We start from the raw sequence: 21,282 nt of genomic DNA, 5'->3' as shown, positions 1-21,282 counted from the left end.
GGAAGTATTTAAAATCAAATACATGGCAACCAGCAACTTTAAACCATAAACTTTAAACTCATTAAGCTTTATATTTCCTCATAAACTGGGTGGGAGTCATTCCGGAGTTTTTCCGGAATACTCTTACAAAGTAGGAATATTCTTCATATCCTAATCTGAAAGCAATTTCAACCAGGCTTTCATCCAGATACATCAACATTCTTTTGGCTTCCAACACTACTCTTTCTGTAATAACATCTGTAGCGGTTTTTTGAACAACGGTCTGTGCAATCCTGTTCAGATGTTTGGAAGAAATACCTAATAAAGATGCATAATGGGCAATCGATTTATATTCTGCAAAATGCTGTTCAATCAAATTTTCAAAATCCTGATAATGTTTAAAATAAGAAAGTCCGGCAGCAGAAGCCTGTGTATCAAAATCTCTTGAAAATAATCTGCTGGAATTAATAAAGATCTGCGACATCAATGACAGAATAAGACCTTCTTTCATTATATTTTTAGCCCGATGTTCTTCTCCGAGTTCCTGAAATAAAGTTATATTTTTCTTCAGTTCCAAACTATCCAGCTGAAGTTTTCTAGGAAAAGACACCGATCCGAAAAAGGGGAAATTCCTCAGTTTCTGATTTACATAATGCATTTCATAGAATTCCTGAGAGCAAAAGAAAATATACCCATCAATATCTTCTGAAAGCTCCCAGCTGTGAATCTGCCCCGGTGACAGGAAGAAAAGACTTCCCTCAGAAACATCATACTTCTGAAAATCAATTTCATGTATCCCTGCTCCTTTGGTAAAAAGTACAGCAGCGTAGAAATCATGTCTGTGTGGCTTTTCTATATGACGATGTCCTACCACCAAATGATTCTTCATTGTATTAAAATAAAAATCTGACGTATTTTTACCTGCCTGGAAAAGATCGATATGAAGAACAGAGATAGGATTCATCACTTATATTATGTATGGTAAGGATTCACAAATTTAAACAAAAAAGAACTGGCATACTGCGGCCCTTCCTATCTATTATAATAAACAGAGTTATTTCATGACCGCTTTATCTTTATATTTTCCCTTTACATAAAGTCTGACCGCACTTTTTGTAATATATTTTGGATAAAACTTTAAAAAATTTTTATCTTTGAAGTTTAGGAGTTGAAAAATGAAAATAAATTTAGCTGATAAACTGTATTATTCTATAGGAGAAGTGGCAAAAGCATTCGACGTAAACACTTCATTAATACGTTACTGGGAACAGGAATTCCCAATTATCAAGCCTAAAAAAAACAGGAAAGGCAACCGATATTTCACTCCTGAGGATATCAAAAATCTTCAGATGATTTACCATCTGGTAAAAGAAAAAGGATACACGCTGGACGGAGCCCGCATCGCCCTGACTACAAACAGTAAAATCTCTGAAACCATCACCCTAATTGACCGACTTGAGTTTGTAAAAGCTGAGCTTATTAAGCTCAAAGAATCTTTGGGAGAAAGGGAGGAAGAATAAATTTTTTGAAAATATAAAAAACTCCGCTGCAATTAATTGCAGCGGAGTTTTTGTAAAAATACATTTTTATACGGAATTAGTATACTGAAAGCCGTCCAAATAATCAGTTGTTTCTGTACCAAAAACCTTTCTTACTTTCATCGCCATCTGCTTTGTAAATATAGTCTGTTACTTTGGAGTTTTGAGTAATCTTACCTGGTAAATTTAGATAATTATATTGAATGGAGGAATATAATTGATTGAAGCTGTTTATAAGATAAAAACCACTGCTTTGCACAGTGGTTTTCATGTGTTCATCAATAGAAACTATTGAATCAATTTTCCGTTTTTATCGAAAACAAAGGATTTTATTTTTATTTTTTTACCCTTCGCAAAATCATAAATGTAGTAAGGATATCCAATTTCCGCACTATTAAAGGAGTCCTTTAACGACAATAGATATTCTTCATTACCATTTATATAGTTGTCTAATATGTATATCAATTCTTTGAAATTCACATCAGAATTATCTTCAGGGATTATTATCGTTTCCGGATTTCTTTCTGTTGTTCTAAACAATTTCTTTTCTCCGCTTAATGGATCATATATTAATGCCTTATAATAAAGTCCCCCATCTTTTCCCAAGATATTTTTTTCCCAAGATATTATTAAAATAGCTCTCCTATTCTCTTTAGAAAGAATAGATTTAATATTTCTAAGTTGTTCATTATATAAATTTCCCTTAGCATTTTTATTCATTTCTTGATATTGTTTATACAAGGGATTACAATTCAAGAAAAAAAAGAACAAAGACATATAAATATATTTTCGCATGATATTATTTTTTACTATTCAATATTTTATTGTAAATAACCTGAACATTTACTGGCATAGTGAAAACTCGTGTGTTGACATTACGAACTGTAGGACGCCATTGTATACTATTAGTATTAACTAATGTTGTTGAAATAGCAGCATCGGGGCTATAGCTTGTTCGGATTGGTAGCCCTTGTTCGGAGCGCAGTAAATTTTCAATATATGAAGCCGCAATTTCTGATTGTGGAATATCCTTAGAAAAATTATTTTCATCATCTGCATTTACCCAAGATTTACCAAGTTCTTCATGGGATGCAGTTTGATCAAAAAAAGAGTGTCCTAATTCGTGAAATAAAGTTACATGAAAAGGAATTTTTGTCTTTATAGGAGTTTCACCAAACTTGGATGTATATGTATTAACATCTTGTGTAAAAGAAGTTACTACACCTGAACCATCCGTATATGTTCCATTTTTCCCTGCATAAGAAGTTCCTTCACTAGACTGTATTGTTGTATTTATATTGTCATTTGCAAATAAACCTAAAAAAGTTTTCCCAAAAGAGCTTTCTTTATCACTAGATATAGATGTTAATGCAGATAAAATTTGCCCTGCATAGCTAGTATCACCTACGCTTGCTTCAACATCCCACTTTTTAGTTTTTCCATTTTGTGTATATAGTTTGCCATTATTATAACGATAAGTTGTATCTCCATCTTGTATATCTATCCACATTCCTGTAGGATCAATAAGCCTTATAGGATTATTAGTTACATAGCTATAAGGACTATTGTTATAATATAACTCTCCTAAAGCATCCTGAACTCCCCACCTTCCTAGGTCCGGCATATACATCCTCGCTCCATAATCATACATACCAGTCTCTTGAAGCTCCTTGCCATTGTACTTATATTTATACGCAGAATTCCCCGATAAAACATTATACCCTTCATGTTTCAATCCAAACGGATAATAATTACTTTCTTCAATGATCTCTGTTCCTGCTCCACTTTTAGCATAGCTTAATCTAACATTTCCAAGGTGATCTGTGTAGTTATACACATACTTTCCGGTCTCAACATTAAAATACCCTTCTGCCGTTGGAAAGAATTTCAATACGGAATTAGTATACTGAAAGCCGTCCAGATAATCAGTTGTTTCTGTCCCAAAAACTTTTCTTACTTTCACGCCATCTGCTCTGTAAATATAGTCTGTTACTTTGGAGTTTTGAGTAATCTTTCCTGGTAATTTAAATAATTATATTGGATGGAGGAAATCCCTTTATCCAGTTGAGTCTTCATATTTCCATTGATATCATAAGAATAGTACTTCCTGATGCCAAAGGGTACCCGCTTATTGCATTTCCGGTTCCGATTTCTTTAAGATAAGATAGCTTATTACTTTGTTCACTATTTTCATTCCAATGTTGTTTTCTGAGTTAGTAATTAGTTTATTAAAACTGTGCGAATTTAACACTTTTTAAGACACGAGAATGACTTTCATGTGGTATGCTGTAAATCATACTATTTATTATTAAATCCTCTTAATTTATATTGATATTTTCATTTTACTGATGCAAAATTATCTATACACAACGACAAAACTTGTCGCATTACAAACAAAAAGATCAACATTAATCAAAAAAAATTCACGCTCAATTACGAAATTATATCTTATAAAATATCAAATTTCCATTTCCTTTTTAAGCATTAAACACAATCTGCATATCATCTTTAATCATTTCATTATCAAGTATTGACACACTTTATTTTTATTGATATTTTTACCATATGATGAGAAAAAACTATTACCGAAAATTAGCATTTATGGTCACTTTGCTGACTATTTTACTGGCCTACCAAAAGTACACCAGTCGGGAAAAAGAACCTTTCCCTGATGTAAAGTTCATTGCAAGTTCTTCAAATTCTGTGGATCTATCAGATTTTGATCCCAATACACTGAACAAAGAACAATGGCAGAAACTTGGATTTTCAGAGAAACAGACTGCTACAATTCTCAAGTATAAAGATATTGTAGGAGGAAAATTTAATTCAAAAGAACAGTTGAAAAAATGTTACGCTATTTCTGAAGAAAAATTCAGTGAATTGGAATCATCTATTCTACTTCCTGAAACAGCAGAGAGGAAGAATTTAGAAGGACACAATGCATATGGAAAGAAAGAAATTATTATTTCAGGAAAATTCAATCCTGATAGGTTTTCTGCCAATGACTGGCTCAAAATGGGTTTCAGTGAAAGACAGGCAGAAGCTATTTTAAAATACAGGAATTATCTGGGAGGAAGCTTTATCAGCAAGGAGAAGTTTAAAGAGTGTTTCATCATCTCTCCTGAAAATTACAGCAAACTTGAATCTTATTTGCTTTTGCCAGTGAAAACTCCCGAAACTTTCCAAAATTCCACAAAGAATAATACTGCCAAAACCAAAATCCAATACCATTCTTTTGATCCTAATCAACAGGACCTGGAGGGCTGGAAAGCTTTTGGGTTTTCAGAAAAACAAGCCATTACCATCATTAATTACCGGGATAGAAATCTACGGGGAAGTTTTAAAAGTATAGAAGATCTGCAGAAATGTTTTGTGATTTCTGCAGAGAAATTTCAGGAAATGAAACCTTATATCAGAATTCAGGAAAAGCAACAGGAAAAAACAGATTTTTCAAAAACAGATCTCAATACGATTACTTTCAGACAGCTAATAGAGTTTGGTCTGGATGAAAGGAGTGCCGGTTCTATTATTGGCTTCAGAAAAAAGTTAGGAGGCTTTATCAATAAGCAACAGATTTTAAGTACATACAATATTGATCAGGATCTTGTTCAGAAGCTGATCTCAACAGCACCTTTGAATGCTTCAGATGTACCCAGATATTCATTAGTGGATGCTCCTGAGGAATGGCTTAAAAATCATCCCTATTTCAAATATTCTGCAGACAAAATCATTTTCTACCGGATCAGTAATCCTGATGATAGAAAAATATGGAAACTTTTAAAACTGAAACCTGAGTATGAAGAAAGAATGAGATTATATGTAAAATAATTTAAGCTCAGATAAAAAACAACATCAACTATTCCAAAAATAATATTTTGGAACAGTTCATATTATGAAACAATATTCTAAATTCTAGTGATGCATATAATTGCTCGGGCCATTGGTTCCTTCAATGGATTCCGGCAGTATTCCATAACGGTTACGCAAATCGACTGTACCTAAGGTTTTTCCGGTGTTGATATCAATTACACTAATGGTTCCTGAGTTCAGATTAGGGAGATCCAATAAATTATTTTGTACTGCTACAACCTCTTTTCCTGACTTGGTTTTAAAGAAAGCCATGTGATGTGCCCCTTTATCAGCATCGAAAGTCTTCAAAAGTTTTAGCTGGGGAAGATTACTTAAATCGAAGACAAGTACCTTTCCAGGATCTGCAAAACTCACATACAGCTTATTTGAATCATCAATATACATTTCGAGTGCCCAGCCCAGCCCTTGTGTACTCCCGTCAAAAAGCTTGGTAAAAGCATCATATTTTTTTGTGGTAGTATTGTATGGTGCAATCCAGATATCACCCCCGATCATTGTTGTAGCAAGTGCATATTGCGGAAATTTTCCACGCAGCAGTAAAACCTCAACAGGAGCGGACATATCTGTTGGTGAGTCCGCTACCCGATACGTCTCCTTAATTTCATAGGTATTGAGATCTAATAAAGTACAGGTATTTCCTAATCCCGTAGTAAGATCCGGGTGAATGGTAGAGGTTACCATCATTAATCCTTTTTCTTCATTAACTGAAATACCATGTGGATACATTATAAATTGATTCGGATTAGCCTGAATTGGCGCTTTAATAGTTTTGATAAGCTGATTATTATTAGCGTTAAAAACACCTATGCTACCATCCTTCGGGCCTCCTGCTCCTCCCATAAAGGTCATAAAATATCTTCCGTCATTCGTGAAAAATAAATTTTCTCCTACTGTATTCTCACCAGTATCAATAGGCGTTGCATCAATTAATTTTGGCAGCCCGTTTTGGTCCTCTCCTGTTTTTATCTCATAGAGATAACTACCTCCCAAAGCAGTTGTGAACATTTTTTTTGCATTCTGATTGTAATAAATATGATGTGGCAATACACCAACACCCAGTTCAAGTCTGCTGCTGATATTTCCAAAATCCGGGGCTTCAGGATCAAGTTCTATAACGGCAATTCCGTCTGACAATCCTTTTAAGCTTCTATAATCAATGTAAAAGGAAGAATCATGTGAATGATCCGGATCGTGTTCATTTAGACAACTGGTAAGAATTACCAAAGTCACAAACAAAAGAACTCCATTGAAATTTAATTTCATTATTTTCAGGTTATAGTTATTATTATAAATATAAAATATTTTTAGTGAAAAATAAAATATATTACACCAATATGTGAAAAATTATGAAATAAAAATAATTTATACTATTTCCAATAATTGATATTGGAAAGTATAGAAAGTAAACCGTTAAAGTATAGTATAAATTTTAGTTGAATGTTTTACTGGAATCTGTAAGCATAGAATTCAATGCATTTAGTTCATCTTCTGTAAGATCTCTCCATTTTCCAATTGGGAGATCTAGTTTGATATTCATGATACGGATTCGCTTCAGTTTTTTCACTTCATATCCGAGATATTCACACATTCTTCGGATTTGTCTGTTGAGTCCCTGGGTAAGAACAATTCTGAAATTCATATCATCAATCTTTTCTACCTCACATTTTTTTGTTACGGTATCCAGAATAGGAACTCCATTTCGCATTTTTTCCAAAAATCTAGGATTGATCGGTTTATCTACACGAACTATATATTCTTTCTCGTGATTGTTGCGGGCTCTTAGAATTTTATTAACGATATCACCGTCACTTGTAAGTAAGATTAATCCCTCACTTGGTTTATCCAATCTTCCGATAGGAAAAATCCTTTTTGGGTGGTTGATATAATCTACAATATTATTTTTTTCACGTTTTGTATCCGTAGTACATACAATTCCCACCGGTTTATTAAAAGCAATATATACCGGCTTTTCCTGGGGTTCTCTGATTGGCTTTCCATCTACCTCCACAAGATCTTCATCGGAAACTTTTGTTCCCATCTCTGGAATTCTCCCGTTTATTTTGATCCTGCCTTCTTCTAAAAGCTTATCTGCCGCTCTTCTTGAACAGTACCCTACTTCTGATAAATATTTATTGATACGTGTTTTTTCCATTATTTTTCTCCGTAACCGGTATAATTTTTATTACTGAAAATGTAATTTTATAGCTTTAGCCTATAAAAGCAACACTAGATTTTGGGAAATTGTGAACTTCTAACATAATTCTGCTTTCCTGACTGATTCTTTCGAACAAAACTAATTTCTTAGCCTTATTCTTCAAAAGTTATAGTTGGAACTTGTAAAAGGGCCTTTCATCAGAACAAAAAATAAAATTTGAGCTGTATTACCCAATACAACAGATCATCATTATTATCTAAAACAATATTTCAATCCAATTTCCAATGCAAAATTAGGCAAAAAAATACATTTGCCTACTACTGTAATTCCGCAGTTAACTTTATTGTGTAAATACTGAATGAAGAGATAAAAATTCTTTTATTTTTACAGATTTTCAAACCTGTACTCATTATTTAAAAACTGATCTGTAGCACTTTCAATAGTATAGTCACCGATTTTGGTACGTCTTAATTGAGTCAGATAGGCTCCCACTCCCAATTCCTGCCCAATATCATGTGCAAGACTTCTGATGTAGGTTCCTTTTGAACAGCCTACCATGAAGCTTACTAAAGGAAAATCTATTTTAATATCTTTAATGTAATGAATGGTCGTTTTTCTGGCCTTCATTTCTACTTCTTCACCTGCTCTTGCAAGATTGTAAGCTCTTGCACCATCAATTTTAATGGCTGAATAAATGGGTGGTTTCTGTTCAATTTCACCCACAAACTTTTCAAGAACTTCTTGTACCTGTTCTTCAGAAATGTGAGCAATGTCCTGATGAAGGATTTCAGGCTTTTCAGTATCGTAGGATTCTGTTTGCACTCCGATCTTAATCTCCGTCCAGTATTCTTTGGGAGCATCCTGGATTTCCGGAATTTTCTTGGTGAATTTTCCGCAGCATACGATAAGAAGTCCTGTTGCTCTGGGATCTAAAGTCCCTGCATGCCCGATTTTAAAATTTTTAGGAAGATTAAATTCCCTTTTAAGTTTATATTTCATTTTATTGACAGCCTGGAAGGAAGTCCAGTCCAAAGGCTTATCCAATAAAAAAATGTATCCTGATTTCAGTTCTTCAGCAGTCATGAATGGGTATAAATGAGTGATTTCTTATTTAAAGAAATAAAAATAAATCAACAGAGCAATTCCAACAAAAATACGGTACCAGCCCCAAGGTTTAAATCCGTATTTATTAAGCACACCGATGAAAGCCTTGATAGCGATAAGTGCTACAATAAACGCAACAACATTTCCTATCACAAAGATCATAATGTGATCCTGTGAAGCCATAATCATTTCATATCCTTTCTGTGGATTTGCCGTTTCTTTCCCCCATGTTTTAACAAAAACTGAATACACAGTTACTGCCAGCATCGTAGGTACAGCAAGAAAGAAAGAAAATTCTGCAGCAGCTTTTCTGGTAAGTCCCTGTGCCATACCTCCAATGATAGAAGCCGCACTACGGCTTGTACCCGGCATCATTGCAAGACACTGCCAGAAACCAATGGTTACTGCATTTCTTATGGTAATTCCTTTTTCATCATCAATTTTAGGATTTTTAAACCATTTGTCAGCAAACAGTAAAATAACCCCTCCTACAACCAAAACTGAAGAAATAGCAATCTGATTTCCAAGTATAGCTTCAATTTTATCATCGAATAAATATCCTAAAACCAGAGCCGGAACTACAGCAAAAGCGAGTTTAAAATAGAACTGAATATTATTTAAGTCAAAAAACTTTTTCCAGTATGCCACTACCACTGATAAAATAGCTCCAAACTGAATGGACACCTGAAACATTTTTAAAAATTCTGTTTCTTCAAGCCCCATAAGGTTGGCCGTAAATCCCATATGTGCAGTAGAAGAAATCGGAAGATATTCTGTCAATCCCTCTACAATGGCAATAATAATTGCTTTGATTAAATCCATATTCTTTTAAAAATTAAAAAGATTAAAAGATTTAAGAATTAAAAAAGACTGGCTCTTTAGCTTAAATCTTTCAATTCTTAAATTTTTTAATCCTTAAAAATTATTTTATTTATTTTCTTTTTAAGATAGCGTATACTTCTATTACAAATCCTATAACAACAAACAGAGGTGCTATCCTGATTCTTCTGATAGAAAATATCTCATCATTCCATGAGTTCGGGTCAAATTTACCATCTACCGTATTGGCATCCGGGCCCATCATCAGTAGAAATCCTACGACAATAAATGCCAGTCCTATCAGCATCCACTTGAAATTCTGCGGTCCGAAATAGAAAGCGTTTTCCTGTGGTACTTCAGCTTCATGTCCAAAGTCTGAAGCGGAGAATTTATTTGTTTTTTTGCTCATTGTTAAGAGTAATATAAATCGTCAACGTTTGATTTTAAGAATCTCCATGTAGCGAAAACTGTACTTAAGACAGAAATAAAAACTCCTACTCCCAGTACCAAGATCACTAACCAGAAATACTGGTTGTTGTCCTGTACGAAAGCAGAACCAATCTGGCTTGTGAAATAATACCAGACACCACCTAAAGCAATAAGACCAATTACAGAACCAATAGCTCCTAAAATGATAGCTTCTATGATGAAAGGTTTAAGAATAAATCTTCTTTTCGCTCCTACCAACTGCATTGTTTTAATAATAAATCTCTTCGAGAATATTTTCAGACGGATAGAGTTGTTAATCAATACAACAGCCAATACCAGAAACAAAATTGAAAATCCTAAGATCCACTTTAAGATTCTGCTCAGGTTATTGTAAACATCCACCATCAAGGTACTGTCATTTTTAACATCGCTAATCCCGGGAACTGATTTGATCTCTTTAATAGCCTCATCAATTTTTGCTGGATCTACGAATTCCGGTTTTAGAGCAACTTCAATAGAAGAAGGGAAGATATTTTCTTCGAACAATGCATCACTGTCAATTCCCATACTTTTCTTGGCTTCTTTTGCAGCCATGTCTCTTGAAATATAGGTTGCTTTTTTTACTGGAGCTAGAGTCTGTACCTTTTTAAAAGTTTCTTCCTCCAGTTTTGCAATTTTTACAGAATCTTTAGCATCATAATTTTCATCAAAGTAGGCGTTTACCACCAATTGTTCTTTGATATAGTCAGAATACTTCTGGGCATTAATTAAAATAAGCCCCATTAATCCTAACAAAAATAACACTAAGGCAATACTTATCACTACTGTAATATTGCTGGACCGAAGCCTTTTCTTATTAAATTCATCTACAGATTTAGCCATTAATATTAAAATTTTTGGCTAAAATAGAAAAAAACTTCCGAAATTTGGGACGAAATAAAGAAAATCATTGTTAATAAAATCATAAAAAACCTTGAGTGTAAAAGCAAAAAAACATCTTGGACAGCACTTCCTGACAGATGAAAACATCGCAAGAAAAATCGTAGAAGGTCTTAGTTTTGAGAACTATAATAATATTATGGAAGTAGGTCCCGGAATGGGAGTTCTTACCAAATATCTTCTTGAAAAAGATCAGAACATTTACCTTGCAGAGATCGATACTGAGTCTATCGAATACCTGAAAAAAAATTATACAAAGGTTACTGAAGAGACTTTTGTGGGAGATTTCCTGAAACAGGACTTCAGTTTTATCAAAGATGATCAGATTACTATTATCGGTAATTTCCCATATAACATCTCATCACAGATCTTATTTAAGATTGTAGATCATTATCAGCTGATCCCGGAAATGGTAGGAATGTTCCAGAAAGAAGTGGCTGAGAGAACGGCCGCCGTTCCGAGAACTAAAGATTACGGTATTCTTTCTGTCCTGATACAGGCTTATTATGATGTATCTTATATGTTTACGGTACATGAGAACGTCTTCAATCCACCTCCGAAAGTAAAATCAGGGGTAATTCGTCTTACAAGAAATCCTAAGGATGGTCTTGCGGGCAACGAAATTCTCTTTAAGCAGATTGTAAAAACAGGATTCAACCAGAGAAGAAAAAAATTATCTAATGCATTGAAATCCTTAACTATTCCTGAAGCTTTAAAAGGCCATGAGTTTTTGGATAAAAGAGCGGAAGAACTTAGTGTATCAGATTTTATACACTTCGCCAATCTCTGGAAAGAAAATCAATAAACTTCAATAATAAAGCTTCTGATAAAGGAGCTTTTCTGTTGAATTAATAACAACCTTTATTCCTAAAAAAGCAGAAAGCCTTTCAAAATAAATCTGAAAGGCTTTCTTTTATATTACATTATCAATTCAATTCTAGTTTCTGTTTTTCAGCATGATCCATCCTGACCAGTTCATCTGAGCTTTTGATTTTGGATACTCAAAATTGAACTTATACCAGTAGGTTGCTGTAGGAAGTCTCTTACCTCCAACTGTTCCGTCCCAGATAGGATTTTCTTTTGAGAATCTGAACATCTCTACTCCATATCTGTCATACACAGAACCCGTAAAGTTTTTAAACTCTCCAAGAGCTTTAAGATCCAGAACATCATTGATTCCGTCTTCGTTTGGAGTAATAATGTTATTGATCTGCAATGTAAAGAATTCAAGAGATCCTACACAATGTGTACCTACTCTTCTTACCAACACGGTATAATTTGTATTGTCTAAAAGATTAGTAAACACGTTTGAATCCTGCCAGCTGATTCCGTTGTCAATAGAATATTCCAAAGTACTTGGCATATTGTTCATTGGAGGGTTTTCAGCCGTGATCGTTACTGTTTTCTTGATGCTTTCATAGTTTAATCCAGTCACAAAAGGAGTAGCTGCACCCATTACTTTGGCTTCAAAAACTTTCTTACAAATTCCGTTATCAATTTCTACGGAATAGATTCCCCATTGGTCTACATCAATTTTCTGTGTTGTAGCACCTGTACTCCAAAGGTATTTAAAGCCATCTCCTGCTCCTGCATCAAGAGTTACTTTATCACCGATACACATTTCAACATCTTTTAATGGTGAAGTGATTTCAGGAGTAACTTCGATTCTTATTGTTGCCGGATTAAGAGATTTACAGCCTTTTGCTCCAATTGCATATACTGTAAATGTTGTCGTCTGATATAAAGTAACAGTCTGTATATTTCCTGTTCCCATAAAGTTGCTCCATTCGTAAGTATCTCCCCCTTCAGCAGTAAGGGTTACAGATTCTCCCGGACAGATTTTTATTCTGGAAGCTTTTACTTTGGCAGTTGGGGTTACTTCTTTATGCAATGTCAATTCAACCATTTTACTACAGAAACTACCATTGGAAACCACAACATAGAGAATCTGGCCATCATTACCGTTATAGTTTAACGGAGTCTGAATATAATTGTCATTCTGTGCTATTGCATCTGCCTGATTTACGTAGAACTTAAAAATAGCTCCCGGTGTCGGGCTGATAGTAGATGTAATTGTACTTAAATCAAAAGTAGTAATATCCGGTGTGGTACAAAGCAGCAATGTAGCATCCTGAGCCAGCGGAGTTGTTCCTCCATGAATCTGAATCGTAGCTTTACCCGGACATGGATTTCCCGGAACACTTACTTCGATAGTATAAGTACCCGGCTGTATAGCCGTAATAGTGTTGGTTGTAGCATTGGGTACCGGTGTACCATTATAATACCACTGATATACAAGGTTAGGATCACTTACAGAAGCGGTGATTACCTGAGGTACATTATCACACACGTTGATATCAGAAGGTAGTTTTGTACCTGCTGGATCCAAAAGGTCTACTCCGATATTGAAAGATCCTCCTTCCAAAAATACTGCAGAGTCATAACTATGGTCACTATAATCGGCAATTACCATTTTGAAGTGGTATTGCTGTCCTGCTACTACGGTTGCTGTAGCAGTCAATGGAATTGTTCTTCCGTTAAAGTTGGTTTCCACGTTACCTGTGTTGTATCCGGCAAAATATTGTTCGTTTACGGCACCACAACTACCTGCTATTGCAGGGTGGATATTCGTAATACTTACAGGTCCTGCACCTCCGGGAAGCACAGCCATATTTACATAAGGTCCTCCTGAGGTAGGTCTCAATAAGATGGCAAATGCATCAGCAAAAGTACAAGGGAATGAACCTGTATATTCTTCAGAGGCAATCAAATAGTTAAATTTAATCTGCGATGTAGTGGGAACGAAGTCGAATTCCAGAAGAACGGCATCGTTCAATCTGCTTTCCACTACTCCAATTATCTGTGCAAGATCAGCATCTGATCCCCCACCATTGACATCACTCAGTCCACCTTCAAAACTGTTACCAGCTCTTCTTGCATAACCTGTGGAAAGAATAAGCCCGTCTTTAAAAGGGAAATTGGTTGTTGCTTTATGAAAGTACCCCCAAGCTCTGTCTGCATCACTTGCAGCATGATTAGGAGTGATCTTCACATTACTTACATTGGGAGTAAGGCAGGTATTGGTCCCGGATGAGATCAATACATCTTTTACCATTTTCTCTATCGTGTAACTTGTTTCAGCATACTGTGGAGCATTTACATCAATAAAAACTCCTGCCCTTCTGGATAATGCCGTAGGGGTTTCCTTTACGTGTTTCCTGGGTGGCAGATCTTGTGAAAATAAAAAAGTCGAGATGACTAAAAAAAATAAACAAAGCGGTAGATATCTTCTCATAATATTTTTGTTTCAACAAATTTAATTTTTTTTTAAATATCTCACATACATATTTATATTTTTTACTATAAAAAAACAAAACATGAACCTTTTAAAGTAAACTTTCGTTAATTAGCCCTCCTATAAAGAATGTGGTAGTATCGTCTTACAAATTGTTTTAACATATTTATTCTCTCATTAAAATAATTCACAAAACGCGATAACGTTTATGGCATAAAACAACAAAATCTTTCATTCCTGAAAGATTTTATTGTCTATTTTTTATTTTATTAAATTCTAGTTTCTGTTTTTCAAGAGAATCCAGCCTGAGCGTTGCTCCATTTTCTTACTGGCCGGGTTTTCCCACTGTACTCTATACCAATATGTCCCTGTAGACAGGTTGATTCCTTTTAAAGATCCTGTCCAAATAACATCTCCTTTCGTGGCTTTGAATACCTCGGCTCCATATCTGTCAAAGATTGAAGCTCCAAAATCTTTATATCCACTGATTCCTGTGAAATCTATGGTATCATTTACACCATCCATATTAGGGGTAATGGCATTGCTGATAACGAATGTAAAATAGTCCAGTGAAGTACCGCATTTAGCACCTTTTACTCTTACCATAAGAGAATACATTGTATTATTCAGGATACCGGTAAATATATTCGACGGCTGCCACGTCAGCCCACCATCTATTGAGTATTCTAAAGTACCTCCTGTGGGATTGCTTGCCGTAAGGGTAAGAATATGATTATCATATACTACATTGGTAAACTGTGGCAGGTCAGGATTAATCAACTGAGCAGAGAACGTTTTGGAACAAACTCCATTACTGATGATCACAGAATAAGCGCCGGCAATATTAGTTGTTATCGTTTGAGTGGTTGCTCCTGTATTCCATAAATAAGTATAATTTGGTCCCGGACCTGCATCAAGAGTTCCTTTATCTCCGGCGCAAACAAATACATCCTTCAATGTAGAAACAATTGCAGGGACTACTTCAATAGTAACTTTAGCCGGATTCACAGAGCTACATCCGTTTCCTCCCAATGCAAATACTGAATATTCTGTTGTTACGGTAGGAGTAACGACCTGAGTATTTCCGTTTCCGGTAAGTCCTATCCAGTTATAAGTAATACCTCCCGTAGCTGTTAATGTTACAGATTCGCCTTCACAAATTTTTAATTTTGATGCTGTAAGTCCCGCTATAGGTGGGCCTACCTGAACAGTTACTGTTGCTGGTGTTGCAGAAATACATCCGTTAGCTCCAACAGCAAAAACAGTATATACCATTGTTGTTGTAGGTGAAACCACCTGAGTACTTCCGTTTCCGGTAAGACCATTGCCCCAATTATAGGTTACCCCTCCCGAAGCTGTTAATGTTACAGATTCACCTATACAAATACGAGGTACTGACGAAACAAGAGCAGCAACCGGTTTTACTTTATCTTCCTGTACTGTTACTGTTGAAGTATAGGTACAGCTCAGGTTTCCTGGTTGTGACACGTTAGTAACCGTTAGAGTATACGTTCCACCAGCACTTACAACAGGGGTAAGTGTATTCCCTCCGGACACAATGGTTCCTCCGGTTGTTGTCCAGGCAATAGTAGATCCTGCAGGTACTACAGATGCCGAAGCATTAATGGTAATCTGAGGAGTTGTGCAGGTAATTGTTTGTGGCGCTGCAATTGTAAGGGTAGTCTGCGCTGTGCTTAATAATTGCAGAGATACTACATAGCTACAACCTCCGTTGCTTGCCAATACATAAATAGTCTGGCTTCCTCCCGGTGGTGTATATGTTGTAGGTGTTACAATAAAGTTTCCGTTAGCAGCATTGGCATCAGCCTGGTTTACGTAATAAGTAAAAGTAACTCCTGCAGTAGTTGTGATCTGAGGCTGTGCTTCGGTAAGATTATAAGTTAATCCTGTCTGATAACATTTATGTAGTATTGCATTTTGTGCGGTAAAAGGTTCTGATACTTCAATTGTTATAGTGGCTGGGTTTTGAGAGACACAACCATTAGCACCTACTGCTGTTACAGTATAAGTAGTTGTAACCGTAGGAGAAACAATCTGTGTACTTCCGTTTCCGGTAAGACCGTTACCCCAGTTATAGGTAGCACCACCTGAAGCGGTAAGTGTTGCTGATTGACCTTTACAGATTTTTATTTTGCTTGCGGTAAGTCCCGTAACCGGTGGAGCACTGTTTCCCGTTACAGTCACATTGCCCACTGCTGTACAGCTAATATTACCTGGCTGATATATTTTTGTTATCGTTAAAGTATAAGTTCCTGCAGCATTGATAACAGGATTTAGAGTAGTTCCCCCTGAAACAATATTTCCTCCTGTAGTTGTCCAGTTGAATGTAGCGCCTGCCGGATAAACGGAAGCTGATGCATCCAGTGTAGTTTGAGAGCTAGCACAGGTAAGTACTGCCGGTGGAGCAATAGTAGGTATCATTTGTGGTGCTTTCACCAATTGGAGTTGTGCTACTTTTGCACAGAAACCGTTTGCTACTCTTACATACACCGTTCCGCCTGCACTCTGATGAGCCGCTGGGTTAGGAATTGTATTTGTATTTCCTGCATTAGCGTCCGCTAATGTGGTATAATAAGAAAACACAGCTCCCGGAGTCGTACTTATTGAAGCCTGTGCTGATGTTAAATTAAATGTAGCATTTCCGGCAGCATAACAGGCCGTTAATGTAGCATTCTGTACTGTAGGGGATGTTCCGCCTACCACTGTAATAGTAGCTTCTCCCGGGCAGGTATTCCCCTGAATAAAAACCTTAACAGTATATACTCCTGGTTGGGTTGCCGTATAACTTGCATTAGTAGCTCCGGCAATTGGGTTTGTTCCCAAATACCACTGATAGGTTATATTGGGTCCCTGAACAGAAGCCGTAAACGTTTGTGGTGTATTGTCACACATATTTACAGATCCAGGCAGCTGTACTCCGGCCGGGTCCAGAATTTTCACTCCAATATCGAAAGATCCTGCTTCCAAAAATACTGCAGAATCAAAATTGGGATCCTGATAGTCGGCAAGAACGATTTTAAAATGATACGTTTCCCCCGGAATTACGGTTGCCTTTGCTGTAAGAGGAATGGTACGTCCGTTAAAATTGGTTTCAATCTGAGCGGTATTTGTTCCTCCGTAATAGGCTTCATTTTTAGGTCCGCAGTTTTGATACTGCGGGTGAATATTGGTAACACTTACAGCTCCTGCTCCTCCCGGAAGCACTGCAAGGTTGGTATAATTAGGATCAGATGCTTTCTTTAATAATAGGGCGAAACCATCTGTAATGGTACATGGAAAGTTTTGTTGATATTCTTTCGAAGCAAATAAATATCTGAAAGTAATTTCAGTAGAAGCTGCCACAAAGTCAAATTCTATAGAGGTAGCATTGGTTAGGTTGTTATTACCGATTCCCAAAGCGTTCGCCAGATCTACATCTCCTCCGGTTCCAAGGTCATCACTTAAAGTTCCCTGAAGAGTATTCCCTGCTTTATTGGCATATCCGGTAGAAAGTATAATTCCTTTACTGAACGGAAAATTGGTATTTGATTTATTAAAATACCCCCAGCTTCTATTCTGATTGGTAGCGGGTAAATTTGGAGACACGGTTACGTTGCTTACACTTGAACTGGTACAGGTAGTACCTCCTGATATAAGAACATCATTTATTAGCTGGGTTATAGGATAGCCTGATTCCGGATAACTTGGTGCATTTACATCTATAAAAGCACCTGCTCTCAAGGAAGCAGCACTGGGCTTTCTCGCAATTTCTACCCTTCCTCTATTTTGAGCCAAAATAAAGTTGCCTATGAAAACTAAAAATAACGCTAAAAATAAATTTCCTCTCCTCCTATTTAACATTTTATATTATTTTAAACAAAAATACTATTTTTTTTGATTGAAATTCATGTTAACACAATTTACATTATTACTAACGCAAATTTATTTATGTTAAGATATCAACTCTATTTATTTTAATATAATAAAAAAAGACTGACAAAATAGTCAGTCTTTCGATTATAATTTTAATTATTCTATATTTTTAAGTAATATCCATCCTGTTTTCACCGTAACTTCTTTACTCGCAGGATCTTCAAAGGTTATCTGATACCAGTATGTGGAGGTAGGAAGCTTTTTCCCCTGGAAATATCCATCCCAATATGGATTGATCTTCGCTGCTTTGAAGACTTCTCTTCCGTATCGGTCAAAAACCTGTCCGCTGAAATCTTTATAGTTGACCACTCCGCTGAAATCTATAATATCATTAATATTATCCCCATTTGGAGTAATTACATTTTTCATAACGAATGTAAAGAATTCAAGGAAACCTACGCAGCTTGTAAATTTAACTCTCACCCTGATTGAAATGACTTTATTTTTAGGGACATTGTTAAATACATTTGAAGCCTGCCATGTAACTCCGTTATCCACTGAATATTCCAGAATACCATTACTTGGATTACTTGCTGTAACAATCATTGTTCCATTATCATTATAATCCACTTTTATTACTTCAGGAATCACTGCTTTAATAACTTGTGTTTTAAATTCTTTTGAACATACCCCATTGCTTATCATTACTGAATATTCTCCCGGAGTAGATACAGTAATACTCTGACCTGTTTCACCATTACTCCACTGATAGCTGTATCCAGGTCCTGAACCTGCATCCAGGATTATTTTATCTCCCTGGCAGATATGTCCTCCTTTTAAGTTTGAAACAATAGCTGGTACTACTTCTATTGTAATACGTGCCGGCTGAAGAGATTTACATCCCTGTGCTCCTATAGCATATACGGTATACGTTGTTGTCTGGGTAGGGCTTACAGTTCTTATTCCGCCAGTAGTAGCTGCAGAATCGCTCCACTGGTAGGTCACTCCACCGGTAGCTGTTAATAATACAGATTCACCCGCACAGATTTTTAATCTAGGAGCTGTAATTAATGCTGTTGGGGTTTCTTCTTTTCTTAAGGTTAAGGTTGCAATTTTACTACAGAAAGCTCCATTGGAAACCAGTACATATAATATCTGTCCATCTGTTCCGCTGTAGGTTGTCAGATTGGTAATGTAACTATTATTTTGAGCCTGTGCATCAGCCTGATTGGCATAAAAACGGAATACCGCTCCCTGCGTTGTACTGATGAGAGGTTTTGCTGTTTCTAAATTAAAGGTACTGAGCGAAGGTGTTGTACAAAGCTTAAGTTCAGCATTCTGTACCGTAGGGCTCGTTCCTCCAACAATGGTAATAGTTGCTTCACTAGGACACTGATTGCCCGGAACCATTACTTTTACAGTATATACTCCTGGTTGGGTAGCAATATAAATGGCGCTGGTTGCTCCCGGAATGGCAACTCCATCTTTATACCACTGATACGTCATTCCCGGAATGGCTGCTACCTGAGCTTTCAATTGCTTTGGTGTATTGTCACACATATTAATGCTGCCTGGCAAAACTGCTCCGGCTTCATCTACAATTTTAATTCCGACATCAAAAGATCCACCTTCCAAGAAAACAGCAGAGTCATGAGAAGGATCCTTTGCATCTGCCAATACCATTTTAAAGTGATAGGTCTGTCCAGGAATTACATCTGCCACGGCTGTTAAAGGAGTTGTTCTCCCAAAATAATTAATAACCAGATGCGGATTCGCCAAAGCTCCAAAATAAGTTGCATTGATAGGACCACAACTGAATCCATTTCCAGCAGGAACAATATTGGTTGCACTTACAGGTCCTGCACCTCCCGGTAATATGGCAAGATTAGTATAGGTAGGATCTCCAACTTTCTTTAATAATAGCGCAAAAGCATCAGAATATCCCGTACAAGGATAGTTGGAAGTATATTCATCAGAAACGAATATATAATTAAATTTTACCTGATTGGAATTGGGTACAAAATCAAATTCAAGTGCTACAGCATCCGTTAAGCTAACATTAGCTCCGGTAGCTGCCACAAGATCAGCATCACTTCCTGTTCCTACTGATTGTCCCACAGCTGCCACATAGTTATTACCTGCTTCCGAAGCATATCCTGTAGTCAGAACAATACCATCAGTGAAAGGAAAACTTGTTGTACCTTTATGAAAATATCCCCAAAATCTGTTGTTATTAGTCACATCATGATTAGGAGATACTGTAACATTGGTCACATTGGCTGTTGTACAATTGGTACCACCATTGATCAAAATATTCTTCACCAATTGCTCGGGTGTATAGTTTGAAGGGGTGTAAGGAGGTACATTCACATCAATGAATGCTCCAGCCCTAAGACTGGCAGCAGAAGGCTTTATCTTTTCTGATTTTCTGACTGGTCTCGATTGAGAAAATGCAGAAACTGAAATCAATAAAAAAGAAAAAAGGAAAAAATAGTTTTTTAGTCTATAGATTAACATTTTGTTTTCATTTGTTCAAATGTAGCAAAAATATCAATAACAAATCAGCCTTTAATGTTACTATTTTTCAAGTAAACACCTAGATTCATAATATTTTTTTCTTATTATTACGTTTTTCGCAAATCATTTTATAACAAAAATCCACAAAAAAACAGATCAATTGTATTGATCTGTTGATATTTCATTGCTATGATTCAGTTGCAGCTATTCTTCTTTTTTCAATTGCTCAATTTCATTTTTCAACTGAGAGATAATATCTTTTAAAGCTTTTATTTCATTCTTATTAGAGTTGACATTACTCCTCAATATTACATTTTTTGCTCTTTCATTGTGATCTTCTTCTTCCTCTTCTTCATTAATCTCTTCAATATCTTCCTGAATATCTTCTATATCCTCATTAATCTCTTCAATGTCTTCGCTGATCTCTTCAATATCCTCACTGATTTCTTCGATATCCTCCTGAATGTCTTCAATATCTTCACTGATCTCTTCAATATCCACCTGGATATCTTCAATTTTCTCGTGACTTTTATTAACCGACATCTGGATAAAAATAGCCAGATAAATAGCTTCCAGAGAAAGCACTGTAGTAAGAATCAGAAGCATCTTATCAAAATCTACGATATGCAGCATCGGAAGCACAAACGAAGTAAGAAACAATAGAGTATGTACAATCAGAGACTGAATAGACCCTATCCATGATGTAATACTGTCTGCTATTTTTTCAAGAACTTCTGTTTTTTCGTTATATTTTTTCATCCTTT

16 protein-coding genes are annotated in these 21,282 nt (G+C 36.0%); 3 read left to right on the top strand and 13 right to left on the bottom strand.

What is annotated here, in order from left to right; all coding sequences use genetic code 11:
* Window positions 1–61: 61 nt before the first annotated feature.
* Window positions 62–943 carry an AraC family transcriptional regulator gene (locus tag CHRYMOREF3P_RS21540; RefSeq protein ID WP_180565485.1) on the bottom strand — a complete coding sequence of 294 codons (882 nt, stop codon included), beginning with the start codon at window positions 941–943 and terminating at the stop codon, window positions 62–64.
* Between the two features lie 211 nt (window positions 944–1,154).
* Between CHRYMOREF3P_RS21540 and CHRYMOREF3P_RS21535 the strand changes: the two genes are divergently transcribed.
* Window positions 1,155–1,499 (top strand): MerR family transcriptional regulator, encoded by a 345-nt coding sequence (locus CHRYMOREF3P_RS21535; RefSeq protein ID WP_047383183.1) that lies wholly within the window; start codon window positions 1,155–1,157, stop codon window positions 1,497–1,499.
* 306 nt (window positions 1,500–1,805) lie between these two features.
* Here CHRYMOREF3P_RS21535 and CHRYMOREF3P_RS21530 read toward each other — a convergent pair whose 3' ends face one another.
* Window positions 1,806–2,237 carry a hypothetical protein gene (locus tag CHRYMOREF3P_RS21530; protein WP_180565484.1) on the bottom strand — a complete coding sequence of 144 codons (432 nt, stop codon included), beginning with the start codon at window positions 2,235–2,237 and terminating at the stop codon, window positions 1,806–1,808.
* Window positions 2,238–2,316: 79 nt separating this feature from the next.
* Window positions 2,317–3,480: an RHS repeat-associated core domain-containing protein gene (locus CHRYMOREF3P_RS24345; protein ID WP_317169707.1), complete on the bottom strand. Its 1,164-nt coding sequence runs from the start codon at window positions 3,478–3,480 to the stop codon at window positions 2,317–2,319.
* A gap of 602 nt (window positions 3,481–4,082) precedes the next feature.
* Here CHRYMOREF3P_RS24345 and CHRYMOREF3P_RS21520 point away from each other — a divergent pair.
* Window positions 4,083–5,345 (top strand): helix-hairpin-helix domain-containing protein, encoded by a 1,263-nt coding sequence (locus CHRYMOREF3P_RS21520; RefSeq protein WP_077415278.1) that lies wholly within the window; start codon window positions 4,083–4,085, stop codon window positions 5,343–5,345.
* Window positions 5,346–5,429: 84 nt separating this feature from the next.
* Here the strand turns inward: CHRYMOREF3P_RS21520 and CHRYMOREF3P_RS21515 are convergent, their stop codons facing one another.
* From CHRYMOREF3P_RS21515 to CHRYMOREF3P_RS21490, 6 genes are all read right to left on the bottom strand, one after another.
* A complete protein-coding gene (locus CHRYMOREF3P_RS21515) occupies window positions 5,430–6,650 on the bottom strand; it encodes a YncE family protein (RefSeq protein ID WP_180565483.1) in 1,221 nt (406 codons plus the stop codon).
* Window positions 6,651–6,816: 166 nt separating this feature from the next.
* Complete coding sequence (gene rluF, locus CHRYMOREF3P_RS21510; RefSeq protein ID WP_077415282.1) at window positions 6,817–7,539, bottom strand: 23S rRNA pseudouridine(2604) synthase RluF; 723 nt, start codon at window positions 7,537–7,539, stop codon at window positions 6,817–6,819.
* A gap of 387 nt (window positions 7,540–7,926) precedes the next feature.
* Window positions 7,927–8,625 carry a tRNA pseudouridine(55) synthase TruB gene (truB, locus tag CHRYMOREF3P_RS21505; protein ID WP_077415284.1) on the bottom strand — a complete coding sequence of 233 codons (699 nt, stop codon included), beginning with the start codon at window positions 8,623–8,625 and terminating at the stop codon, window positions 7,927–7,929.
* Window positions 8,626–8,649: 24 nt separating this feature from the next.
* On the bottom strand, window positions 8,650–9,468 hold the full coding sequence (locus CHRYMOREF3P_RS21500; protein ID WP_180565482.1) for an undecaprenyl-diphosphate phosphatase: 819 nt from the start codon (window positions 9,466–9,468) through the stop codon (window positions 8,650–8,652).
* A 109-nt stretch (window positions 9,469–9,577) separates the two neighbouring features.
* On the bottom strand, window positions 9,578–9,874 hold the full coding sequence (locus CHRYMOREF3P_RS21495) for a DUF3098 domain-containing protein (protein ID WP_180565481.1): 297 nt from the start codon (window positions 9,872–9,874) through the stop codon (window positions 9,578–9,580).
* A gap of 2 nt (window positions 9,875–9,876) precedes the next feature.
* Window positions 9,877–10,776 (bottom strand): cell division protein FtsX, encoded by a 900-nt coding sequence (locus CHRYMOREF3P_RS21490; protein ID WP_077415290.1) that lies wholly within the window; start codon window positions 10,774–10,776, stop codon window positions 9,877–9,879.
* Window positions 10,777–10,867: 91 nt separating this feature from the next.
* Here CHRYMOREF3P_RS21490 and rsmA point away from each other — a divergent pair, with 91 nt between their 5' ends.
* Window positions 10,868–11,638, top strand: a complete 771-nt coding sequence (gene rsmA, locus CHRYMOREF3P_RS21485; protein WP_180565480.1) for a 16S rRNA (adenine(1518)-N(6)/adenine(1519)-N(6))-dimethyltransferase RsmA — start codon at window positions 10,868–10,870, stop codon at window positions 11,636–11,638.
* A 132-nt stretch (window positions 11,639–11,770) separates the two neighbouring features.
* Here the strand turns inward: rsmA and CHRYMOREF3P_RS21480 are convergent, their stop codons facing one another.
* From CHRYMOREF3P_RS21480 to CHRYMOREF3P_RS21465, 4 genes are all read right to left on the bottom strand, one after another.
* On the bottom strand, window positions 11,771–14,128 hold the full coding sequence (locus CHRYMOREF3P_RS21480) for a choice-of-anchor L domain-containing protein (protein ID WP_077415294.1): 2,358 nt from the start codon (window positions 14,126–14,128) through the stop codon (window positions 11,771–11,773).
* A gap of 276 nt (window positions 14,129–14,404) precedes the next feature.
* On the bottom strand, window positions 14,405–17,989 hold the full coding sequence (locus CHRYMOREF3P_RS21475; protein ID WP_180565479.1) for a choice-of-anchor L domain-containing protein: 3,585 nt from the start codon (window positions 17,987–17,989) through the stop codon (window positions 14,405–14,407).
* Window positions 17,990–18,157: 168 nt separating this feature from the next.
* Window positions 18,158–20,518: a choice-of-anchor L domain-containing protein gene (locus CHRYMOREF3P_RS21470; protein WP_180565478.1), complete on the bottom strand. Its 2,361-nt coding sequence runs from the start codon at window positions 20,516–20,518 to the stop codon at window positions 18,158–18,160.
* A gap of 204 nt (window positions 20,519–20,722) precedes the next feature.
* A complete protein-coding gene (locus tag CHRYMOREF3P_RS21465) occupies window positions 20,723–21,277 on the bottom strand; it encodes a DUF1003 domain-containing protein (protein WP_077415300.1) in 555 nt (184 codons plus the stop codon).
* Window positions 21,278–21,282 lie beyond the last annotated feature (5 nt).

It is taken from the genome of Chryseobacterium sp. JV274 (assembly GCF_903969135.1).
Classification (GTDB): domain Bacteria; phylum Bacteroidota; class Bacteroidia; order Flavobacteriales; family Weeksellaceae; genus Chryseobacterium.
Note: the sequence above shows the minus strand (reverse complement) of the source record. Positions and strands in the feature narration are given on the sequence as shown.